This is a genomic window from Pseudomonas sp. AC016, from assembly GCF_979253365.1.
This window is the reverse complement of sequence record NZ_CEEDCC010000001.1, coordinates 3546004-3564376: the sequence shown is the minus strand read 5'-3', so window position 1 is coordinate 3564376 and position 18373 is coordinate 3546004. Positions and strand designations below refer to the sequence as shown.

18 protein-coding genes are annotated in these 18373 nt (G+C 58.1%); 6 read left to right on the top strand and 12 right to left on the bottom strand.

Annotated elements, in window-relative coordinates:
* Positions 1–5: 5 nt before the first annotated feature.
* A complete protein-coding gene (locus AC0IXS_RS16165; RefSeq protein WP_137203286.1) occupies positions 6–1112 on the bottom strand; it encodes an RHS repeat-associated core domain-containing protein in 1107 nt (368 codons plus the stop codon).
* A gap of 232 nt (positions 1113–1344) precedes the next feature.
* Here AC0IXS_RS16165 and AC0IXS_RS16160 point away from each other — a divergent pair, with 232 nt between their 5' ends.
* On the top strand, positions 1345–2682 hold the full coding sequence (locus tag AC0IXS_RS16160) for a hypothetical protein (protein ID WP_471825156.1): 1338 nt from the start codon (positions 1345–1347) through the stop codon (positions 2680–2682).
* Between the two features lie 118 nt (positions 2683–2800).
* On the opposite strand, the gene AC0IXS_RS16155 is transcribed toward AC0IXS_RS16160, so the two are convergent.
* The 7 genes from AC0IXS_RS16155 to AC0IXS_RS16125 form a co-directional block, all read right to left on the bottom strand.
* Positions 2801–3016 (bottom strand): TOBE domain-containing protein, encoded by a 216-nt coding sequence (locus tag AC0IXS_RS16155; protein WP_002555770.1) that lies wholly within the window; start codon positions 3014–3016, stop codon positions 2801–2803.
* A 26-nt stretch (positions 3017–3042) separates the two neighbouring features.
* On the bottom strand, positions 3043–3855 hold the full coding sequence (gene ssuB / locus AC0IXS_RS16150; protein ID WP_025996026.1) for an aliphatic sulfonates ABC transporter ATP-binding protein: 813 nt from the start codon (positions 3853–3855) through the stop codon (positions 3043–3045).
* The gene (gene ssuC, locus AC0IXS_RS16145) at positions 3852–4649 is read right to left on the bottom strand and encodes an aliphatic sulfonate ABC transporter permease SsuC (RefSeq protein ID WP_122668685.1); all 798 of its coding nucleotides are present in this window, start codon (positions 4647–4649) and stop codon (positions 3852–3854) included. The genes ssuB and ssuC overlap by 4 nt, the downstream gene beginning before the upstream one ends.
* A gap of 28 nt (positions 4650–4677) precedes the next feature.
* Positions 4678–5643 carry a sulfonate ABC transporter substrate-binding protein gene (locus tag AC0IXS_RS16140; RefSeq protein WP_025996024.1) on the bottom strand — a complete coding sequence of 322 codons (966 nt, stop codon included), beginning with the start codon at positions 5641–5643 and terminating at the stop codon, positions 4678–4680.
* A gap of 1064 nt (positions 5644–6707) precedes the next feature.
* Positions 6708–7346 carry a peroxiredoxin gene (locus AC0IXS_RS16135; protein WP_449121641.1) on the bottom strand — a complete coding sequence of 213 codons (639 nt, stop codon included), beginning with the start codon at positions 7344–7346 and terminating at the stop codon, positions 6708–6710.
* Between the two features lie 169 nt (positions 7347–7515).
* Positions 7516–8868, bottom strand: a complete 1353-nt coding sequence (locus AC0IXS_RS16130) for an OprD family porin (RefSeq protein WP_191954843.1) — start codon at positions 8866–8868, stop codon at positions 7516–7518.
* Positions 8869–9927: 1059 nt separating this feature from the next.
* Positions 9928–10368, bottom strand: coding sequence for a hypothetical protein (locus AC0IXS_RS16125; protein ID WP_057409566.1), 441 nt, complete (start codon positions 10366–10368; stop codon positions 9928–9930).
* Here AC0IXS_RS16125 and AC0IXS_RS16120 point away from each other — a divergent pair.
* On the top strand, positions 10367–10822 hold the full coding sequence (locus tag AC0IXS_RS16120; protein WP_025993333.1) for a tRNA (cytidine(34)-2'-O)-methyltransferase: 456 nt from the start codon (positions 10367–10369) through the stop codon (positions 10820–10822). The genes AC0IXS_RS16125 and AC0IXS_RS16120 overlap by 2 nt on opposite strands.
* A gap of 156 nt (positions 10823–10978) precedes the next feature.
* Here the strand turns inward: AC0IXS_RS16120 and secB are convergent, their stop codons facing one another.
* From secB to AC0IXS_RS16105, 3 genes are read right to left on the bottom strand one after another with little or no spacing between them, the layout of a single operon-like run.
* Entirely contained in the window at positions 10979–11470 is a 492-nt protein-coding gene (secB, locus tag AC0IXS_RS16115) for a protein-export chaperone SecB (RefSeq protein ID WP_004883102.1), read from the bottom strand.
* Positions 11471–11508: 38 nt separating this feature from the next.
* Entirely contained in the window at positions 11509–11760 is a 252-nt protein-coding gene (gene grxC, locus AC0IXS_RS16110) for a glutaredoxin 3 (protein WP_449124397.1), read from the bottom strand.
* A gap of 2 nt (positions 11761–11762) precedes the next feature.
* Positions 11763–12176, bottom strand: a complete 414-nt coding sequence (locus AC0IXS_RS16105) for a rhodanese-like domain-containing protein (RefSeq protein ID WP_004883098.1) — start codon at positions 12174–12176, stop codon at positions 11763–11765.
* Between the two features lie 145 nt (positions 12177–12321).
* Between AC0IXS_RS16105 and gpmI the strand changes: the two genes are divergently transcribed.
* The 4 genes from gpmI to AC0IXS_RS16085 all read left to right on the top strand — a co-directional run bounded on the left by gpmI (position 12322) and on the right by AC0IXS_RS16085 (position 17469).
* The gene (gene gpmI, locus AC0IXS_RS16100) at positions 12322–13854 is read left to right on the top strand and encodes a 2,3-bisphosphoglycerate-independent phosphoglycerate mutase (RefSeq protein WP_191954844.1); all 1533 of its coding nucleotides are present in this window, start codon (positions 12322–12324) and stop codon (positions 13852–13854) included.
* Between the two features lie 153 nt (positions 13855–14007).
* Positions 14008–15318 carry a murein hydrolase activator EnvC family protein gene (locus tag AC0IXS_RS16095; RefSeq protein ID WP_004883095.1) on the top strand — a complete coding sequence of 437 codons (1311 nt, stop codon included), beginning with the start codon at positions 14008–14010 and terminating at the stop codon, positions 15316–15318.
* A gap of 33 nt (positions 15319–15351) precedes the next feature.
* Positions 15352–16683: a S41 family peptidase gene (locus tag AC0IXS_RS16090; protein ID WP_122669178.1), complete on the top strand. Its 1332-nt coding sequence runs from the start codon at positions 15352–15354 to the stop codon at positions 16681–16683.
* Between the two features lie 3 nt (positions 16684–16686).
* Positions 16687–17469, top strand: coding sequence for a divergent polysaccharide deacetylase family protein (locus AC0IXS_RS16085; RefSeq protein WP_057409564.1), 783 nt, complete (start codon positions 16687–16689; stop codon positions 17467–17469).
* 3 nt (positions 17470–17472) lie between these two features.
* Here AC0IXS_RS16085 and AC0IXS_RS16080 read toward each other — a convergent pair whose 3' ends face one another.
* Positions 17473–18228: a substrate-binding periplasmic protein gene (locus tag AC0IXS_RS16080; protein WP_057409563.1), complete on the bottom strand. Its 756-nt coding sequence runs from the start codon at positions 18226–18228 to the stop codon at positions 17473–17475.
* Positions 18229–18373 lie beyond the last annotated feature (145 nt).

Here is an 18373-nt window from a genome sequence, read left to right as displayed (position 1 = left end):
AGCCCTTATTGACGAATGGTGGCCACTTCACGCGAACTCTGGGTATAAGTTTCTATCCTTCTGTTCGCATCGTTCAGCAGAGACAGATTCTCTTCAAACGCTGCCTGGCTGAAGCCTGGCTTTGACCGATTTGCATACATATATTCGTTGTTCAGTTTTCTGTATGCGGCCTCCCGAAGCGTTGCTTTGGCATCGAGTTGTCCGAGCAGATAAGGATCTGCCCCAAGCAAACTATTGGTAATAGCAAAACTTTCCGCGGCAGACTCATATTCCCTTTTTGCTTTTTTGATCTCGGCGACTCCATCATCCCGTGGCGCATCGCGCTTTCTGGAGCGGGCTGGCTTCGCAACAGAAGACGAGGCTACATTGACCTCGGAAGACGGTAGTGGCCGGGTGGGTGATCGCGGGGCAGGAGAGGCTGCACTGGCAATCGTTGATGAAACGGGAACCCCGTTCCCCACTCCGGGAACGGCGTGCCCTGCAGGTAATGACCCCATCACTCTTGGCAGCGAAGAATGTCCAGCACTAAAAGCCAATGCGCGCCTGGCAGGCTGATTCTTAAGCAATGCCAAATACCCGGGCATATGCCCTGTCGGATCACTGAAATTAACCGGATCCCCCTGACAATAGGCATACGCATTCAAGCCCCCCTCCTCGAACGGACTCAGGCTGTCCGGACTGTTGAACCGCATCAATACCGGGTTGAACGCTCGATAACCGTTGCCCAGCAAATAATGGCCGGTCACCGGATCGCAGCGTTCACCATTGAAGCCCATCAATGAGGCCGAGCTGACTTCAGCCGGGAGATGTCCGTAAGGCATATAGGCCATCGCTTCCGGGCCGGAACTGCCCAACTTATTGAGCACAGAGCGCTGTTGATCGGTGGCAAGAAGATTGACGATGGTGTCAGCATTTTCGACTTGTGCCTGGGCCAGCAGCAGATCATCGTGCTGAACAACAATGCGCGTCACGGAGCCCTGAATTTCCGTCGCCAAATGGCTTTTCTGGTAAAAGCACTGCACATCCGGCCGTCCCGCAGACGTGCTGGCGGTCAGTCGATCAAGCGCATCGTAGCGATAACGGCTGAGCACTGCGTTCGTGGGGAATGCCATGTTGAGCCCTCCAAGAGCAACAGACTCCAGCATCCTGCAAACCGGGCACAGGCGACACCTGTCAAAACTGCTAGCCCAGTCCCTGATGCCGACCAACAGCCGCTTCCTGCAGAGCCCACAGGCGCACACTTTACAGCGTGGCGTTTCGATGATTGGCTGGCGAAGGCAATGTCTTTCCAGAAACCATGGATGACCACGTCAATACATCCACTCTTTATGATGAGGGAACATCATGAGTCATCAAGACAAGCAATCCAAAGGCCCCCTGCTGGACACCGGGTTTGGTGAAGGCGGTATATCCAGACTGGACGCTCTGGGGACCGGCATCGTGTATGCGGTCGAACAACGCTCGGACGAAAAAATCATTTCATGCTTTTCCGACGCCTCTCAATGCGGCCTCGTCTGTCTTTCTGACGCTGGAAAGCTGGACACATCGTACGCAGATTCAGGCTACATAATCCCGCAATTCGATGCGTCGAACTTTGCCTGGGTTTTCAATCAGGTTATTACGTTGCCGGATGAAAAATACCTGCTATGCCCTGTGGCTCATGGAGCCAGTGCGTTGGGTCTGGCCCGCGTCGACAAATCTGGCAAACTGGATTCAACGTTCGGGGGTAATCAAAACGGGTTTATCGTTCAATACCTGCCTTTGGAATCACAAGGAAAAGCGGGTTCTGCAAGCACGCCAGTCAGGCCCGATCCGCCCGTCGAACCGGAAGCTGGCGTTCTTCACGCCGCCATGTCTCAACAAGCGGCTGCGAGCAGTTCAAAACACCTGTCAGATTCAGGCGTTATCGTTTACGCCACCCTTCAAAACCTCCCCGATGCCTACGTTCTGAAATACACCGATCAAGGTGCACTGGACGCATCGTTCGGAGACGGCGGCGTTACCACAGTCAGACACACATCACCCAACGGGCTTGCAGGTTTGAGAGGTCAGTTGGCATTGAAGGACGGCAAAAATCTCATTTGGGGATCCATGCAGGAACCTGTTGAGGGCAAATACGCGTCAACAGGCTTCATCGCTCGTCTGAATGCAGATGGCTCAGTTGACACCGGTTATGGCACAGCGGGCTACTTGATGTTTGATCCTGCGCCAGATGAAAGCGCAACAGTGCGTTATATCGTCGATCTACGGCCTGATAACGATGGCGGCTACTGGGGCTACGGCAATGCGTCCTCGACTGATATATCGAGCTATCGGGGTGCCTTGTTCAAATTGAACGCGGATGGACTTCCAGACAGCCAGTTCAATGGTGGCCGTCCACTGTTTTACTCCATCAATGAGTCGGCAACCCTGCTGTACAGCATTGAAATTGATTCGCTCAAGCGGCTCATTATTGGCGGAAGTTTTTGGCAAGGCACCAATAATGGTGCGGGATTTATTGCACGCCTGTTGCCTGATGGCAACGCGGATACGTCTTTTACCGACTCCGGATGGGCCAAGTCGGGAATGGGCAACCAGGATCGAATTACCTTTGTGAAGCTACATGACGACAGGACATTACTGGTGGGCGGCAATGTAGATATCAGCAGCCCCGTTGTAGCCCGATTTACGCTGCCTTCTTGAGCGTGCGCGGTCTTTGCAAGCAGGGCGAGAGACCTCTCATGAGCCGCTCAACCTGCCGGGCACAATGGTAAAAACCCCGAAGGGTCTTCACCGTTCGGGGTCGGGTGTTTAAGCGTGTTCACAGTTTGGCGATCGAGACCTCTGTGGATTTCACGAAAGCAATCACTTCGCTGCCCACCACCAGCTCCAGCTCTTTGACCGAGCGGGTGGTGATCACCGACGTCACGACGCCGGAAGCGGTCTGTACATCGATTTCGGAAAGCACGTCGCCGTGGACGATTTCCTTGATGGTGCCCTTGAACTGGTTGCGAACGTTGATGGCTTTGATAGTCATGGCAGGTCTTCCTTTGGGGATCGGAGTTAAGTGGCCCAACGCAGTTGCGTGGGCAAGGGTGAAGAGGGTTCAGGCTCAGGCGGCGAGCCGGGAATGGCCAGCACCTGATTGAGGACTTGGGTTTCAAGCGCCGCGAGACGATGCGAGCCACGTGCTCTGGGGCGTGGCAGGTCGACTAGCAGGTCGAGGCCGATACGGCCTTCTTCGATCAGGATCACGCGGTCGGCAATGGCAACGGCTTCGCTGACATCGTGCGTCACCAGCAGCACAGTGAAGCCATGCTGGTGCCACAGTTTTTCGATCAGTTGCTGCATTTCGATGCGCGTCAACGCATCCAGCGCACCCAGCGGTTCGTCGAGCAACAGCAGACGCGGCTTGTGAATCAGGGCCCGCGCCAGTGCGACGCGCTGCTTCTGTCCACCGGACAATGCGGCGGGCCATTCATTGGCGCGCTCGGCCAGACCTACCGCTTCCAGCGCTTCGAGCGCCTGTCCGCGCCAGTCGCCCGTCAGGCCAAGGCCTACGTTATCGATAATCTTTTTCCACGGCAGCAAACGTGCTTCCTGAAACATCAGGCGCGTGTCTTCGCGAGCGTCGCCAAGCGGTGCGGAGCCTGCAAGCAGCGCGCCTTGAGTCGGGCTGTCGAGTCCGGCCAGCAGGCGCAGCAAGGTACTTTTGCCGCAACCGCTGCGACCGACCACGGCCACGAACTGTCCCGCCGGAATGTGCAGGTCGATGTCCTTGAGCACTTCACGCGAGCCGAACGCCTTCTTGATGTTCTGAATCGCCAGTGGAATGCCGCGCAGCAGGTGTGCCGGTTGTTGTTTCAGATTGCTCATGCGGCATCGCCTTTACTGACTTGATAGGCCGGGTGCCAGCGCAGGCAGACCCGTTCCAGACCTCGCGCCGCCAGGTCGGCGAGCTTGCCGAGCACGGCGTACAGCACGATTGCCAGCACCACGATGTCGGTTTGCAGAAATTCACGGGCGTTCATTGCCAGATAGCCAATGCCGGAGCTGGCCGAGATGGTTTCAGCCACGATCAGCGTCAGCCACATGAAGCCCAGCGCGAAGCGCACGCCGACCAGAATCGAAGGCATGGCGCCTGGCAGGATCACATGGCGAAACAGGCTGAAGCCGGACAGGCCATAGCTGCGCGACATTTCCACCAGGGCCGGGTCGATGTTACGAATGCCGTGATAGGTGTTCAGGTAGATCGGGAACAGCGTGCCCAGCGCCACCAGAAAGATCTTGGCGGTTTCATCGATGCCGAACCACAGAATCACCAGCGGGATCAGCGCAAGGTGCGGCACGTTACGGATCATCTGCACCGAGCTGTCCAGCAGGCGTTCGCCCCACTTGCTCAGGCCGGTGATGAAGCCCAGCGCCAGGCCAATACCGCCGCCAATCACAAAGCCCAGACCTGCGCGCCAGCCGCTGATGGCCAGGTGTGTCCAGATTTCACCGCTGGAAACCAGCGTCACACCGGCTTCGATAACAGCGCTGGGTGCAGGCAGAATACGTGTGGATAACCAGCCGGCGCTGACCGACAGTTGCCAGACTGCCAACAGCAGAACAGGTAACGCCCAGGGCGCCAGCCGGTGAATGAGGCGTTGCGAAGCACTGAGGCTCATGGAGTGGTCTCCTCGAAGGGCCTGTGGATCACTGTGCTTGAGCAACAGCAGCCGGCGGCGTCCAGACCACGTCAGCAATGCTGAGCGGCTTGGGAATCAATTTGAGCTGGAAGAAGGTGTCGGCAATCTTCTGTTGAGCAGCGACCACAGGCGGGGTGATGAACAGCGCGCCGTAGCCCTGACGCTTGACCGAGGTCAGCGTGATATCGGCTGGCAGCCCCAGCAGCGGCGCAACCTGTTTGGTCACTTCCTCGGGATTGGCCTTGGACCACTCACCCACTGCGCGAACCTCTTCAATCAGCGCCTGGATCACCTTCGGGTTTTTCTGTGCATAGGGCTTGGTCGCGAGATAGAACTGGTGGTTGTCAACGATGCCGGAACCGTCTCTCAGGGTGCGTGCCTGCAATTGTTTCTCGGCAGCGGCCTGGTACGGGTCCCAGATGACCCAGGCGTCGACGCTGCCGCGTTCGAAGGCGGCACGGGCATCGGCGGGCGGCAGGAACACGGTCTGGATGTCGGAGTATTTGAGGCCTGCGTCTTCCAGCGCGCGGACCAGCAGGTAATGCACGTTGGAGCCTTTGTTGAGGACGACTTTCTTGCCCTTGAGATCCTTGACCGAGGTAATTGGAGAATCCTTGGGCACCAGAATCGCCTCGCTGGTCGGCGCTGGCGGCTCGTAGGCCACGTAGAGCAGATCGGCACCGGCCGCCTGCGCGAACACTGGCGGCGTCTCGCCGGTGACACCGAAGTCGATGGAGCCGACGTTCAGGCCTTCCAGCAATTGCGGGCCGCCGGGGAATTCAGTCCACTGCACTTTGACGCCCTGCTCGGCCAGCCGCTTTTCCAGCGAGCCCTTGGCCTTGAGCAGTACCAGCGTGCCGTATTTCTGATAGCCGATACGCAGGTCCTCGGCCTGAGCCTGGCTCAGGGCACCGAACGTGACTGCTGCAGCCAGCAGAGCGGCCAGACCTCGACGCAAAATGACAGTGCGCATGGCGCGCTCCTTTACCGGATATTGGGTGGCGGGTATCGCCGGAATGAAGGAGACAGTAACAGTGATTTTTTATATCTATAAATCTCATTTATTCATTTGGTTATTCCATATGGAGATATACAAAGCCTCGCTCTGAACCCATCGTGAATCTGGAGGTGCCGTGTCGCTTCAAGCCCGGACGCGGAGCGTCCTGAGCGGCGTTACCACGCGGAGCACTCATCGTTATATACAAGTTCGCTTCAACACTGATCGTGCCCATCGCTCCGCGTGGGCATGCCGCCCGTGACGCTCCGCGTCACAAATGGCACAGATTGCGGAATCAGTGAGCCAAGCGCATGACGTGGATAACGCTGGAGCTTGGGCACACATCTGCGCCACATTCGAGAGCGGACGCGGAGCGTCCTGGGAGGCATTCCCACGCAGAGCGCTCATCGTTATACACAAATCCGCCTCGACACTGATCGTGCCCATCGCTCCGCGTGGGCATGCATCCCGTGACGCTCTGCGTCGCAAATGGCACAGATTGCGGATTCAGTGAGCCAAGCGCATGACGTGGATAACGCTGGAGCTTGGCCGCGCATCTGCGCCACATTCAAGAGCGGACGCGGAGCGTCCTGGGAGGCATTCCCACGCGGAGCGTAGGAACGATCATTATCGTATTCCTCCCAGAGGACTTATGTATAACGATGAGCGCGGAGCGTAGGAACGATCAGCGTGATCTCAAGCACGCCGATCATGCCCATGCCCATGCCCATGCTTGTGCTCAGCGTTATACCCGAGTCTTGCCGCCTCCCACGGGGTATGCATTCAGTCAGTTACTTTCGTTTTGCCCCCCGTTTTGCGCGTCTTGCGGACTTGTGTATAACGATGAGCGCGGAGCATGGGAACGATCTGGCGCCACCCACTTGATCGTGCCCATGCTCCGCGTGGGTATGCAGCCCGTGACGCTCCGCGTCACATTTCCAAGTGAACACAGGGGCAACGAACATGACTGTCCTCAAAAACCGCCCATAAAAAAGGGCCGATAAATCGGCCCGAATACCCCACGCTTGGTGAATCGGAAATCAGCGGTTCGGCTGAGGCGTCAGGCGCAGGTAAGGCGTGACGGCTGTATAGCCCTTTGGAAAGCGCTGCTTGATCTCTTCCTCGTCCTTGATCGACGGCACTATGACCACCTCATCACCGTCCTTCCAGTTGGCGGGCGTGGCGACCTTGTAGTTGTCGGTCAATTGCAGGGAGTCGATGACCCGCAGAATCTCGTGGAAATTACGCCCGGTGCTGGCGGGATACGTAATGGTCAGGCGCACCTTCTTGTTCGGATCGATCACGAACAGCGAGCGTACGGTCAGGGTGTCGCTGGCATTGGGATGAATCAGGTCGTACAGATCGGACACCTTGCGGTCCGCGTCAGCCAGGATCGGAAAATTGACCTGGGTGTTCTGCGTGGTGTTGATGTCGTCGATCCATTTGACGTGCGAGTCCACCGGATCCACCGACAGCGCGATGGCCTTGACGCTGCGCTTGGCAAACTCGTCCTTCAATTTGGCAGTGAAGCCCAGCTCAGTAGTGCAGACCGGCGTGAAGTCTGCGGGATGGGAAAACAACACACCCCAGCTGTCGCCCAGCCACTCATGAAAGCGTATACGGCCTTCGCTGGAGTCCTGCTCGAAGTCGGGGGCGATATCGCCAAGTCGCAGTGTCATGGTGTGGCTCCTGTCTTGTTCGATTGAGTCTTTCAGTCAAGACCACTCTGCCTGTCGTTGAAGTAAATTAAAAAGAATGGATATCGCTTTGATTAGATCGATAACGAATATCAAAAAACAGGCAAAAGAAACCCCGCACGGGGCGGGGTTCCTTTGACACTCAGTACACTTACATGAAGCTGTAGGTGTAGTTGAAGATCAGACGGGTCTGATCGGTGTCAGCAGTTGTTGCGCTGTCGCCGCGGAAAGTACCGTGACGCAGAGTAGTGCCGAAGCCCTTGAGTGGGCCGCTCTGGATGACGTAGTCAACACGCATGTCGCGTTCCCACTCGGAGTGAGAGTCACGAGCACGGTTCACGTCACGGATGTCATCACCGCTCAGGTAGGCAATCGCAGCTTTCAGGCCTGGAACACCAACCTTGGCGAAGTCGAACGAGTACTGGCCGAACGTGGTGTTTTCACCCGCGCGGTTGAAGCCGTTGATCATCGAGTCAGTGAACAGGTAGAAGCTGGAGCCGCCGTTGCCTTCCAGGCTGCCAACACCGTTGTTTTTACGAACGTTGCCCTGGCCGAGGTAAACCATGCCGCCGTCGTCGCCTACCTGCTGGTGACCAACCATGAGTGCGTGGCCGCCCAGGGTGTAGGTGAACATTGCAGACCAGGTCTGGTTATCAACTTCGCCCGGAGTCTTGGCGTAGCCACCGTTGTTGCTGAAGCTGTAGCCAGAGGTGTTGCTGCTGTTCTTGCCATCAGCGCTGCTGTTGAAATAGCGCAGGTCAGTCTTGAAGGACTGGTTGTCATTGATCTGGTAGACGTGAACCAGGCCCAGGAAGTGCTGCTTGTAGAAGTCTTCCAGATTGGCGTAGTAGTACTGCAGGGTCAGGTCTTTGGTGACTTTCCAGTCGGCACCGGCAAAGCGGAACTCGTCGCTGGTCTTGGCAGCACCGGCTACGGACAAGTCAGTCCAGTTGCTCGAAGCACGGCCAATGGATTTGCTCAACTGACCGGCAGTGAAGGTCACATTGTCCAGATCCTTGGAGGTCACGATGCCGCCCTGGAAGGCTTGCGGCAACAGACGGCCATCGTTGCTGACCAGAATCGGCAGGTTAGGCGCGAGAGCGTTACCCACTTTCAGCTCGGTCTTGGAGAAGCGGACCTTGGCGTTGGCGCCGGCACGGCTCCAGTCGCTGACAGAAGAGCCGTCAGTGTCGGTCGGAACAACGGTGTTAGCTGTGGTGGCGTTGTGATGCTGAATGCCACCACCCAGATGCAGACCCATAACTGCCTGTGCATCAAGACCGAAACCAACGGTGCCTTGTGTGTAGCCCGACAGGTAGTCGAACTTCAGGCCGGTAGCGGTCTCACGCTGATCTGGAGCACGACGGCCTTCACGTAGATCGTTGTTGAAATACAGAGTACGAGAACTGATGGACGCTTTACTGTCTTCGATGAAACCAGCTGCACCGGCCTGTTGCGCCAATACACCAACGGTTACGGCCAGGGCCAGGGTGGACTTCTTCATTGCAACGCTCCTCGTGAATCTAATTTTTTATTTCCACGGTGCCGGGCATTTTTGCCCTGACCCATGGATTCGCGCAGGTGACAGGCCCGACCTTGAGGTCAATGGTTTCTGTGCACCCCGACTGCATGACTAGACCGCGCATGTCGGTGGCTGGACGGTAGTGAAAACCCTGAAGAACAGAAAGGAATCAATTAACCCCAATCAATAACTTTTCGGCATATGTCACAACTCGTGTCAATCACGACGTCACGGAGTGTATCGACCTAATTCGCTAATTCACAAAATATATTTTGCTACCGCTCGTCAGATCGTTCTGTTTCGTGCAACCAAATGGCCAGTTCAAGACCCGCCGGTCACGCCCGACCTAAAGAAAGCCTTTAGCCATCTCGGCTAAAACCCTTGTAGATCGGGAGCTTCGGAGAGAATAGGGATCAAATGTTACAGTTGTCATCACTGCGCAGACGCACGCTCCCCTGCCTCAAATATTTTTTGAAGAATGGTTTTTCAGGCCATAAAAAGGTCGGTTTTACCTCGTGAACCACTTCCGACAGGGGCGCATGCGTGAACAAATCGCCCGCTTTACTGTCCCGCGTCAGTTATGTGAGCCAGTTGGCAGATGCAGAATAGACGTGAATGTGCGGTTCGCCCGTTCGATTTTCCCAATAAAGAGACAAAACCGTTTCAAGGCTGATGCGCAAACGTTATTCATTTAGCGATGCCAGGGTGCTGAGCTGCGAATCCCGCAACGCCGACTAATGCCTTGGCACGGGCAGCATCACTGATTCGGCCGGTTCTGGACACAAATTGCATCAGCTTGGTGTGGCGCACCGTTGTGATGCGCAAATTGGGTGCATAAATAGGGGCGACGGCTGCATGGCCGAAGCAACTGAAAGACTCAGCGACCATTATCGGATTATTCAAAACCCGCCAAACCAGGGCTTTTAAAGGATTAACACGGGGTTTATCGCTGCTTTCTCAAAACTGGCACGCTGCCTGCAATAGGTATTACATCACCAGTTTTGGGGACCTTGGTACAGGCAGGCCGGGGAATCCCCTCTTTTATTCCTCCCGGAGACTGACCTCCAGTCTCCAGCGCCCGTCCACCTTCTCAGTGCGCCAGTCGCCCTGAAGTGGACGGGCCGCCAGGAGCGTCAGCACCAACCCCTTCTCCCCTCGTTCCAGCTTCCAGCGCGCAACCTTGCTGTCGAATCGCAATTGGCCGCTCCACGGCCGTCCCGAAGCATCGAGCCTGAGCACTACGGCGCCATCCACCGTGCTGCCTTCATAGCGGGGCTCTTCGTCGAACCACAGCGCCAGGCCCGTCGGCAGCTCTTCAATCTGCTCCAGCTCCACCGGCACAGGTTGCTGCAGGCGGCCGATGATTGTGCCGATGGTGAAGCCGACAATGGCCATCGAACCAAGAACACGCGGCCATAGCTTCGGTCTGGGGTCCTCTTCAGGGGTAGAATGCATCCCGTCCTTTTGTTCGGAGCCGTGCATGTTTCACGTCATCCTTTTTCAACCAGAAATTCCGCCGAATACCGGCAATGTCATCAGGCTGTGCGCCAACAGTGGCTGCACCCTGCATTTGATCGAACCGTTGGGTTTCGAGCTGGACGATAAACGCCTGCGCCGGGCGGGTCTCGACTATCACGAGTATGCCACGCTGCAGACGCACGCCGACCTGCCCGGTTGTCTGGAAAAGATCGGCAACCCACGGCTGTTCGCCTTCACCACCAAGGGCTCGCGGCCGTTTCATGATGTCAGTTTCGAGCCGGGCGATGCGTTTCTGTTCGGCCCGGAAAGCCGGGGCCTGCCTGCCGATATTCTCGACTCGCTGAGCGGCGACCACCGCCTGCGCCTGCCGATGCGCGAAGGCTGCCGCAGCCTGAACCTGTCCAATACCGTCGCCGTGGCCGTTTATGAGGCGTGGCGGCAGCATGGGTTTGCGTAGCGCCTCAGGCGGACGCGGAGCGTCCTGAGAGGCGTTACCACGCTGGGGCGTGGGGACGATCCAGATCTGATTGTGCCGATGCTTTGCGTCATCTCACGCTGCGGGCATCAAAAAAAAGCGCCCCGAAAGGCGCTTTTTTTCATTCAGCTGTAACGCTTACTGAACAGTCGGCGTTTCGCCAGCTTCCTGCATGCGCTGCAGTTCCTGTGCGTACAGCGCGTCGAAGTTCACCGGGGCCAGCATCAGCGCAGGGAACGAACCGCGGACAACCAGGTTGTCGATGGCTTCGCGAGCGTAAGGGAACAGGATGTTCGGGCAGAACGCGCCCAGGGTGTGGCTCATCGAAGCGTCGTCCAGGCCCTTGATCAGGAAGATACCGGCCTGTTGCACTTCAACGATGAAGGCGACTTCGTCACCGTTGTTGACGGTCACGGACAGGGTCAGCACCACTTCGTAGAAGTCGCCTTCCAGCGGCTTTTGACGGGTGTTGAGGTCGAGGCTGACAGTCGGGGTCCATTCCTGGCGGAAGATCGCCGGGCTTTTCGGTGCTTCGAAAGACAGGTCGCGAACATAGATACGCTGCAGGGAGAATTGCGGAGCGTTTTCTTCTTCGTTGGCCACGGCGCCGTTGTTCGGTTGATCGGTCATTTCGGATCCTTCTCAAATGGGGCGGTTAAATAGGGGAATCAGCCGAGCAGCGCATCGAGCTTGCCGGCGCGTTCCAGAGCGAACAGATCATCACAGCCGCCCACGTGGGTCACGCCGATCCAGATCTGGGGTACCGAAGTACGACCGGCCTTTTTGGTCATCTCGGCACGAACCTGCGGCTTGCCATCGACCTTGATTTCCTCGAAGGCCACACTCTTGCTCTGCAACAACTGCTTGGCACGTATGCAATACGGGCAGTAGTCGCTGGAATAGACGATGACTTGAGCCATTTTCATTTCACCAGTGGGAGATTGTCGCCGCGCCAGGTCGAGATACCGCCGGACAGCTTGGCCGCCTTGAAGCCGGTCTTGAGCAGCTCGCGGGCGGTGCTGCCAGCATGCTGCCCCATTGCGTCGACGATGATCAACGTCTTGTCCTTGTATTTCTGCAGTTCTGCGGTGCGGGTCAGCACTTTGTCCTGCGGAAAGTTCAGGGAGCCGACGATGTGGCCGTTGGCGAAATCCTTCTTGGAGCGCACGTCGATGACCACGCCCTGGTCGCTGTTGACCAGTGCGGTCAGCTCGCGAGTGCTCAGGCTCGCGCCGCCTTTGCTCAGTTCGTAAGCGATCAGCAGTCCCAACAGAATGACGAAGGCACCGGTGATCAAATAGTGGTTAGTAGCGAATTCAAGCAGATGAGCAACCATCGGTAGGTTCCAGGGCGTTAAAATGTCGGCCAGTATACACAGCACCCAAGGTCGGCCAAAGTCCGTACGGCAGTGACGCCGTTTGAACTTGTCCTTAAAATGCCGATCCCTTGTTCTTTATTCCAACCAGCCTCGAGTGGGTTCTATGACTGCCACCCCAAAACCTCTGGTCCTTATCATCCTGGACGGCTTCGGACACAGCGAACACCGTGAAGGCAACGCTATTCTGGCTGCGAAGATGCCAGTCATGGATCGCCTCTACAAGACCATGCCCAACGGCCTGATTTCAGGCTCCGGCATGGATGTCGGTCTGCCGGACGGGCAGATGGGCAATTCTGAAGTCGGCCACATGAACCTGGGTGCCGGGCGCGTGGTGTATCAGGATTTCACTCGAGTGACCAAGGCCATTCGCGACGGCGAGTTCTTCGAGAACCCGACCATTTGCGCCGCCGTGGACAAAGCGGTTGCCGCTGGCAAGGCCGTGCACATCATGGGCCTGCTGTCCGACGGCGGTGTTCACAGCCACCAGGACCATTTGGTTGCCATGGCCGAACTGGCCGTCAAGCGCGGTGCCGAGAAGATCTACCTGCACGCCTTCCTTGATGGCCGCGACACGCCACCGCGCAGCGCGAAGAAATCCCTTGAGCTGATGGATGAAACCTTCGCCCGCCTGGACAAGGGCCGTACCGCCACGATCATCGGCCGCTATTTCGCCATGGACCGTGACAACCGTTGGGACCGTGTCTCCAGCGCTTACAACCTGATCGTCGACAGCGCTGCCGAATTTCATGCAGACAGCGGCGTGGCCGGGCTTGAAGCAGCCTACGCGCGTGATGAAAACGACGAATTCGTCAAAGCCACGCGCATCGGTGAGCCTGCGAAAGTCGAAGACGGCGACGCCGTGGTGTTCATGAACTTCCGTGCCGACCGCGCCCGCGAACTGACCCGCGTGTTCGTCGAAAACGATTTCAAGGACTTCGAGCGCGCCCGCCAGCCGAAGGTCAACTACGTGATGCTGACTCAGTACGCCGCCAGCATTCCTGCGCCGTCCGCGTTTGCCGCAGGCAGCCTGACGAATGTGCTGGGCGAATACCTGGCAAACAACGGCAAGACGCAACTGCGCATCGCCGAGACCGAGAAATACGCGCACGTCACGTTCTTCTTTTCCGGTGGACGCGAAGAACCGTTCCCGGGCGAAGAGCGCATCCTGATTCCGTCGCCGAAAGTGGCCACCTACGACCTGCAGCCGGAAATGAGCGCGCCGGAAGTGACCGACAAAATCGTCGACGCTATCGAGCATCAGCGCTATGACGTGATCGTCGTCAACTACGCCAACGGCGACATGGTCGGCCACAGCGGCATCATGGAAGCGGCGATCAAGGCCGTTGAGTGCCTGGACGTCTGTGTCGGCCGCATCACTGAAGCGCTGGAAAAGGTCGGTGGCGAAGCACTGATCACCGCGGACCACGGCAACGTCGAGCAGATGACCGATGATCACACCGGTCAGGCTCACACCGCACACACGTCCGAGCCCGTACCGTTCGTGTACGTCGGCAAGCGCCAGCTGAAGGTCCGCGAGGGCGGTGTGCTGGCAGATGTCGCGCCAACCATGCTGCACCTGCTGGGCATGGAGAAACCGCAGGAGATGACGGGTCACTCGATCCTTGTGAACGAGTAATCGGCTGAAAACCGGCACAAGGCCATCAGGCGGTGCCGGTTTTTTGTGTTACAGGCCCCAAAGCAGTACGACCGGGGCGTTTTTTTTGTACCCCATGCCGGGCATACTAGGCCTGACACTTTTTCTCACAATTCCTCGGTATCGCCCACCCTCATGCTTCGCGCCTTGATCGCCCTTGTTCTGATCTGCCTGCTCAATCCGGCGTTCGCCGAAGACGAGCGTGCGCAAACCCAAAAACAGATAGACGCTGCGCGTCAGGATGTCGCTGAGCTGCAAAAAGTCCTGAAACAGGTTCAGGAAGAACGCACAGGCGTCCAGAAGGACCTGCGCACCACCGAAACGGAAATGGGCAAGTTGGAAAAGCAGGTCGAGGTCCTGCAAAAGGAACTAAAAAAGACCGAAGCCGAGCTGACGAAGCTCGACGGTGAGAAAAAAAAACTGAATAGCGCCAAGGTTGAACAGCAACGCCTCATCGCCATTCAGGCCCGCGCCGCCTACCAGAGTGGCCGCCAGGAATACCTCAAGCTGTTGCTCAACCAGCAACACCCTGAAAAATTCGCCCGCACCCTTACCTATTACGACTACCTGAGCCAGGCCCGCCTGGAGCAGCTACGCAATTTCAATGAAACCCTGCGTCAGTTGGCCAATGTTGGCAAAGATATCGACCTGCAGCAGGCGCAGTTGCTGGTTCAGAAGAGCAACCTCGACAGCCAGACAGAAGAATTGGCCAAGGTTCGCCAGGAACGTCAGCAGGCTTTGGCTAAACTTAACCAGGACTACAAGGCCCGCGACCAGAAGTTGCAGGCCCGTCAGCAGGACCAGGCCGATCTGGCCAAGGTACTGAAGACCATCGAAGAGACGCTGGCCCGACAGGCCCGCGAAGCTGAAGAAGCACGCCAGAAGGCGCTGTTGGCGGCAAAGGAAGCAGAAGAGAAACGTCAACGTGAAGCCGAGGCCGTCGCCCGCAACAGCGGCAAAACCGATGATGAACCCGCTCCGCGTCGTCCGGTCAAAAGCCCCGGCGCGCTGGTTTCCAGTGCCGGTGTTTCGTACGGCGGACCTTTTGCAGAGGCCAAGGGAAAACTTCCATGGCCCATCGATGGTCGATTGCTTGCACGCTTTGGTGAAGCGCGCGGTGATGACGAGCGGACCAAATGGGACGGCGTCATGATCAGCGCTTCGGCCGGAAGTCAGGTACATGCCGTGCACGGAGGGCGAGTGGTTTTCGCTGACTGGTTGCGCGGCGCCGGGCTTCTGGTCATTCTCGACCATGGTAATGGCTATTTGAGTCTGTACGGACACAATCAGAGCCTGCTCAAGTCGGCAGGCGATATCGTAAAAGCCGGTGAAGCGATTTCCACCGTAGGCAACAGCGGCGGTCAGGACACATCAGCGTTGTACTTTGCTATTCGTCAGCAGGGTCGCCCAAGCGATCCAGCCCAATGGTGCCGCACTCAAGGATAAGTCGGCGCCAATATCAGTAGGAGCTCGTTAGACATGCTGCATTTGTCCCGCCTCACCTCGCTGGCCATGGCGATTGCCATCGTTATCGGCGCGCCGCTGGCGCAAGCTGCCGAAAAGACCACGCCAGCTCCGGCAGCAGCAGTCGCTCCGGCCAATGCCAACGCCAAGCCGCCGCTGCCGCTCGAAGAGCTGCGCACGTTTGCCGAGGTCATGGATCGGGTCAAGGCCGCCTACGTAGAGCCGGTGGATGACAAGACCCTGCTGGAAAACGCCATCAAAGGCATGCTCAGCAACCTTGACCCGCACTCCGCCTACCTCGGCCCGGAAGACTTCCAGGAGCTGCAGGAAAGCACCAGCGGTGAATTCGGCGGCCTGGGTATCGAAGTCGGCGTGGAAGACGGCCTCGTCAAAGTGGTCTCGCCTATCGACGATACCCCGGCCTCCAAGGCAGGCATCGAAGCCGGCGACCTGATCGTGAAGATCAACGGCGCGCCGACGCAGGGTCAGACCATGCAGGAAGCGGTCGACAAGATGCGCGGCAAGATCGGCGAGAAAATCACCCTGACGCTGGTACGCGACGGCGGCACGCCGTTCGACGTGACGCTGGCGCGCGCGACCATTCAGGTCAAGAGCGTCAAGGCGCAGATGCTGGAGAACGGCTACGGCTACATCCGCATCACCCAGTTCCAGGTCAAGACCGGCGACGAAGTGGGCAAGGCGCTGGCCAAGCTGCGCAAGGACAACGGCAAGAAGATGAGCGGGCTGATTCTGGACCTGCGCAACAACCCTGGCGGCGTGTTGCAGTCGGCGGTGCAGGTGGCGGACCACTTCCTCACCAAGGGCCTGATCGTCTACACCAAGGGCCGTATCGCCAACTCCGAGCTGCGCTTCTCGGCAGACCCGGCAGACGCCAGCGAAGGCGTGCCTCTGGTGGTGCTGATCAACGGCGGCAGCGCCTCGGCGTCGGAAATCGTCGCCGGTGCGCTGCAGGATCAGAAACGCGGCATCCTGATGGGCACCGACAGTTTCGGCAAAGGCTCGGTGCAAACCGTGCTGCCGTTGAACAACGATCGCGCATTGAAGATCACCACGGCGCTGTATTACACGCCGAACGGCCGTTCGATTCAGGCGCAGGGCATCAATCCTGACATCGTGGTGCGTCGTGCCAAGGTCACCAACGAAGTCGATGGCGAGAACTACAAGGAAGCCGACCTGCTCGGTCACCTGGGTAACGGCAACGGCGGCGCGGACAAACCGACCCTCAAGGGCGGCGCGGCAGCCAAGGCGCGTCCGCAGGACGATGACTTCCAGCTCAGCCAGGCCCTCAGCCTGCTCAAGGGGTTGAGTATTACGCGCGGCAACTGACGGATGCGTATTCTCTGCCTTCTGCTGTTGGCATTTTCGATCACTGGCGCTGCCCATGCGGCGCCAGTCGAGACCAGCGCAAAACCGGCCAAAGCCTACCTCAGCCTGATCATCGATGACCTGGGCCAGAACCCCGAGCGCGACAGCCGTACGCTCGCCCTTCCCGGCCCGGTCACACTGGCGATCATGCCCGACACACCCCACGCCACCGAATTCGCCAGACAGGCGCATCGCGCGCACAAGACCGTGATGCTGCACATGCCAATGGACCCGGCGACCGGGCCTTATGCGTGGCACCCTGAACTGCCGTTGCCGGAACTTGAAAGCCGCCTGAACGCCGCACTGCTCAAAGTGCCGTACGCAGCAGGCATCAACAACCACATGGGCAGCCGCATGACCGCAGAGCCGGTTGCCATGGCGTGGTTGATGGAAGAGTTGCAGCGTCGGCACATGTTCTTCGTCGACAGCCGCACCAGCGCCAAGACCGTCGCCGCCGCTCAGGCGCAACGCATCGGTCTGGCCAGCGTGTCACGCGATGTGTTTCTCGACGATGAGCGCACGGCCGAAGCCATTACCCGGCAATTACAGACGGCTATCAAGCTGGCGCAAAAGCAGGGCTCGGCGGTGGTGATTGGTCATCCTTACCCTGTCACGCTGGACGTGCTTGAGCGCGAACTGCCCAAACTGAAAGCGCAGGGCATCGAGTGGATCGAATTGCGTGAGATGATCAGCCAGCGTGGCAACAAGGCCATGGCCGGTCATGGCAAAGACGGGACCTATCGCTAGGTTTTACAGGTAACGGTCGTTGATTTTCTTCAACTTCCCTTCGTCGCGCATCTTATCCAGCGCGGCCTGCAGGCGATCCACTACGTCCTGCGGTGTGTCCTTGTTCAAGGCCAGGTACAACTCGGCGGTGTGGAAACGCAGCACGGTCTTGAGATCGGTGATGCCTTCCTGCTTGGCCAGATAAAGCCCTACAGGATCAGCCGTTGCCCACAGATCGATCTGCCCGCTGACCAGTTTTCGAGCGTTGTCCTGATCGCGCAGCATCACCACCGGATCCAGCCCCTTGAGCGCCAGATGCTCGGCGACCGCGTCGCCCTTGTAGGCGCCAATCCGATAACCCCTGGCCTGTTCCAGACTCGACAGCGCAACCGTGCTGTTCGCCGGTGCCAGCAGGACCCAGTCAACCGGCCCGATTGGCCCTACCCACTTGAAGAGGTTTTCCCGCTCCGGCGTACGCACCGTAGAGAACACGCCATAGCCGTGCTTCTCCAGCGCAAGCTTGTACACACGCTCCCAGGGAAAGCGCAGGGTGAGGTTGTAACCGACACCGGCACGCTTGAACATTTCGCGAACCACATCCACGGCGATGCCATTGATGTTGCTGTCCTGAGCGAAATTCTTGCCATCCGCCGCCATGTTGTAAGGCGGGTAGTTTTCGGTCAACAGAACCATTGAGTAGGCAGGCGAGGTGCCAGCCCGGGCGACCTCGCTGAGCAGAACCCCTGCTCCGACCAGTGCGAGAAAAAGACGTTTGAGCATGTTCCGGCACTCGATCTTGGACGACTGAGGCAGAGTGCCGTGAACCTGCGGCAGTGTCTAGCCCGGTGCTATCGGATGTCGCTTCCAGGCAATAAGTCAGAAGCAAAAGCAGGGTGCCAAACGAAAAAGAGCGCTGCTCTCTCAA

What these genes read in the sequence shown, in the direction of transcription:
- AC0IXS_RS16165 (WP_137203286.1), bottom strand. Translation starts at nt 1,112, where the DNA reads ATGGCATTCCCCACGAACGCAGTGCTCAGCCGTTATCGCTACGATGCG.
- AC0IXS_RS16160 (WP_471825156.1), top strand. Translation starts at nt 1,345, where the DNA reads ATGAGTCATCAAGACAAGCAATCCAAAGGCCCCCTGCTGGACACCGGG.
- AC0IXS_RS16155 (WP_002555770.1), bottom strand. Translation starts at nt 3,016, where the DNA reads ATGACTATCAAAGCCATCAACGTTCGCAACCAGTTCAAGGGCACCATC.
- ssuB (WP_025996026.1), bottom strand. Translation starts at nt 3,855, where the DNA reads ATGAGCAATCTGAAACAACAACCGGCACACCTGCTGCGCGGCATTCCA.
- ssuC (WP_122668685.1), bottom strand. Translation starts at nt 4,649, where the DNA reads ATGAGCCTCAGTGCTTCGCAACGCCTCATTCACCGGCTGGCGCCCTGG.
- AC0IXS_RS16140 (WP_025996024.1), bottom strand. Translation starts at nt 5,643, where the DNA reads ATGCGCACTGTCATTTTGCGTCGAGGTCTGGCCGCTCTGCTGGCTGCA.
- AC0IXS_RS16135 (WP_449121641.1), bottom strand. Translation starts at nt 7,346, where the DNA reads ATGACACTGCGACTTGGCGATATCGCCCCCGACTTCGAGCAGGACTCC.
- AC0IXS_RS16130 (WP_191954843.1), bottom strand. Translation starts at nt 8,868, where the DNA reads ATGAAGAAGTCCACCCTGGCCCTGGCCGTAACCGTTGGTGTATTGGCG.
- AC0IXS_RS16120 (WP_025993333.1), top strand. Translation starts at nt 10,367, where the DNA reads ATGTTTCACGTCATCCTTTTTCAACCAGAAATTCCGCCGAATACCGGC.
- AC0IXS_RS16125 (WP_057409566.1), bottom strand. Translation starts at nt 10,368, where the DNA reads ATGCACGGCTCCGAACAAAAGGACGGGATGCATTCTACCCCTGAAGAG.
- secB (WP_004883102.1), bottom strand. Translation starts at nt 11,470, where the DNA reads ATGACCGATCAACCGAACAACGGCGCCGTGGCCAACGAAGAAGAAAAC.
- grxC (WP_449124397.1), bottom strand. Translation starts at nt 11,760, where the DNA reads ATGGCTCAAGTCATCGTCTATTCCAGCGACTACTGCCCGTATTGCATA.
- AC0IXS_RS16105 (WP_004883098.1), bottom strand. Translation starts at nt 12,176, where the DNA reads ATGGTTGCTCATCTGCTTGAATTCGCTACTAACCACTATTTGATCACC.
- gpmI (WP_191954844.1), top strand. Translation starts at nt 12,322, where the DNA reads ATGACTGCCACCCCAAAACCTCTGGTCCTTATCATCCTGGACGGCTTC.
- AC0IXS_RS16095 (WP_004883095.1), top strand. Translation starts at nt 14,008, where the DNA reads ATGCTTCGCGCCTTGATCGCCCTTGTTCTGATCTGCCTGCTCAATCCG.
- AC0IXS_RS16090 (WP_122669178.1), top strand. Translation starts at nt 15,352, where the DNA reads ATGCTGCATTTGTCCCGCCTCACCTCGCTGGCCATGGCGATTGCCATC.
- AC0IXS_RS16085 (WP_057409564.1), top strand. Translation starts at nt 16,687, where the DNA reads ATGCGTATTCTCTGCCTTCTGCTGTTGGCATTTTCGATCACTGGCGCT.
- AC0IXS_RS16080 (WP_057409563.1), bottom strand. Translation starts at nt 18,228, where the DNA reads ATGCTCAAACGTCTTTTTCTCGCACTGGTCGGAGCAGGGGTTCTGCTC.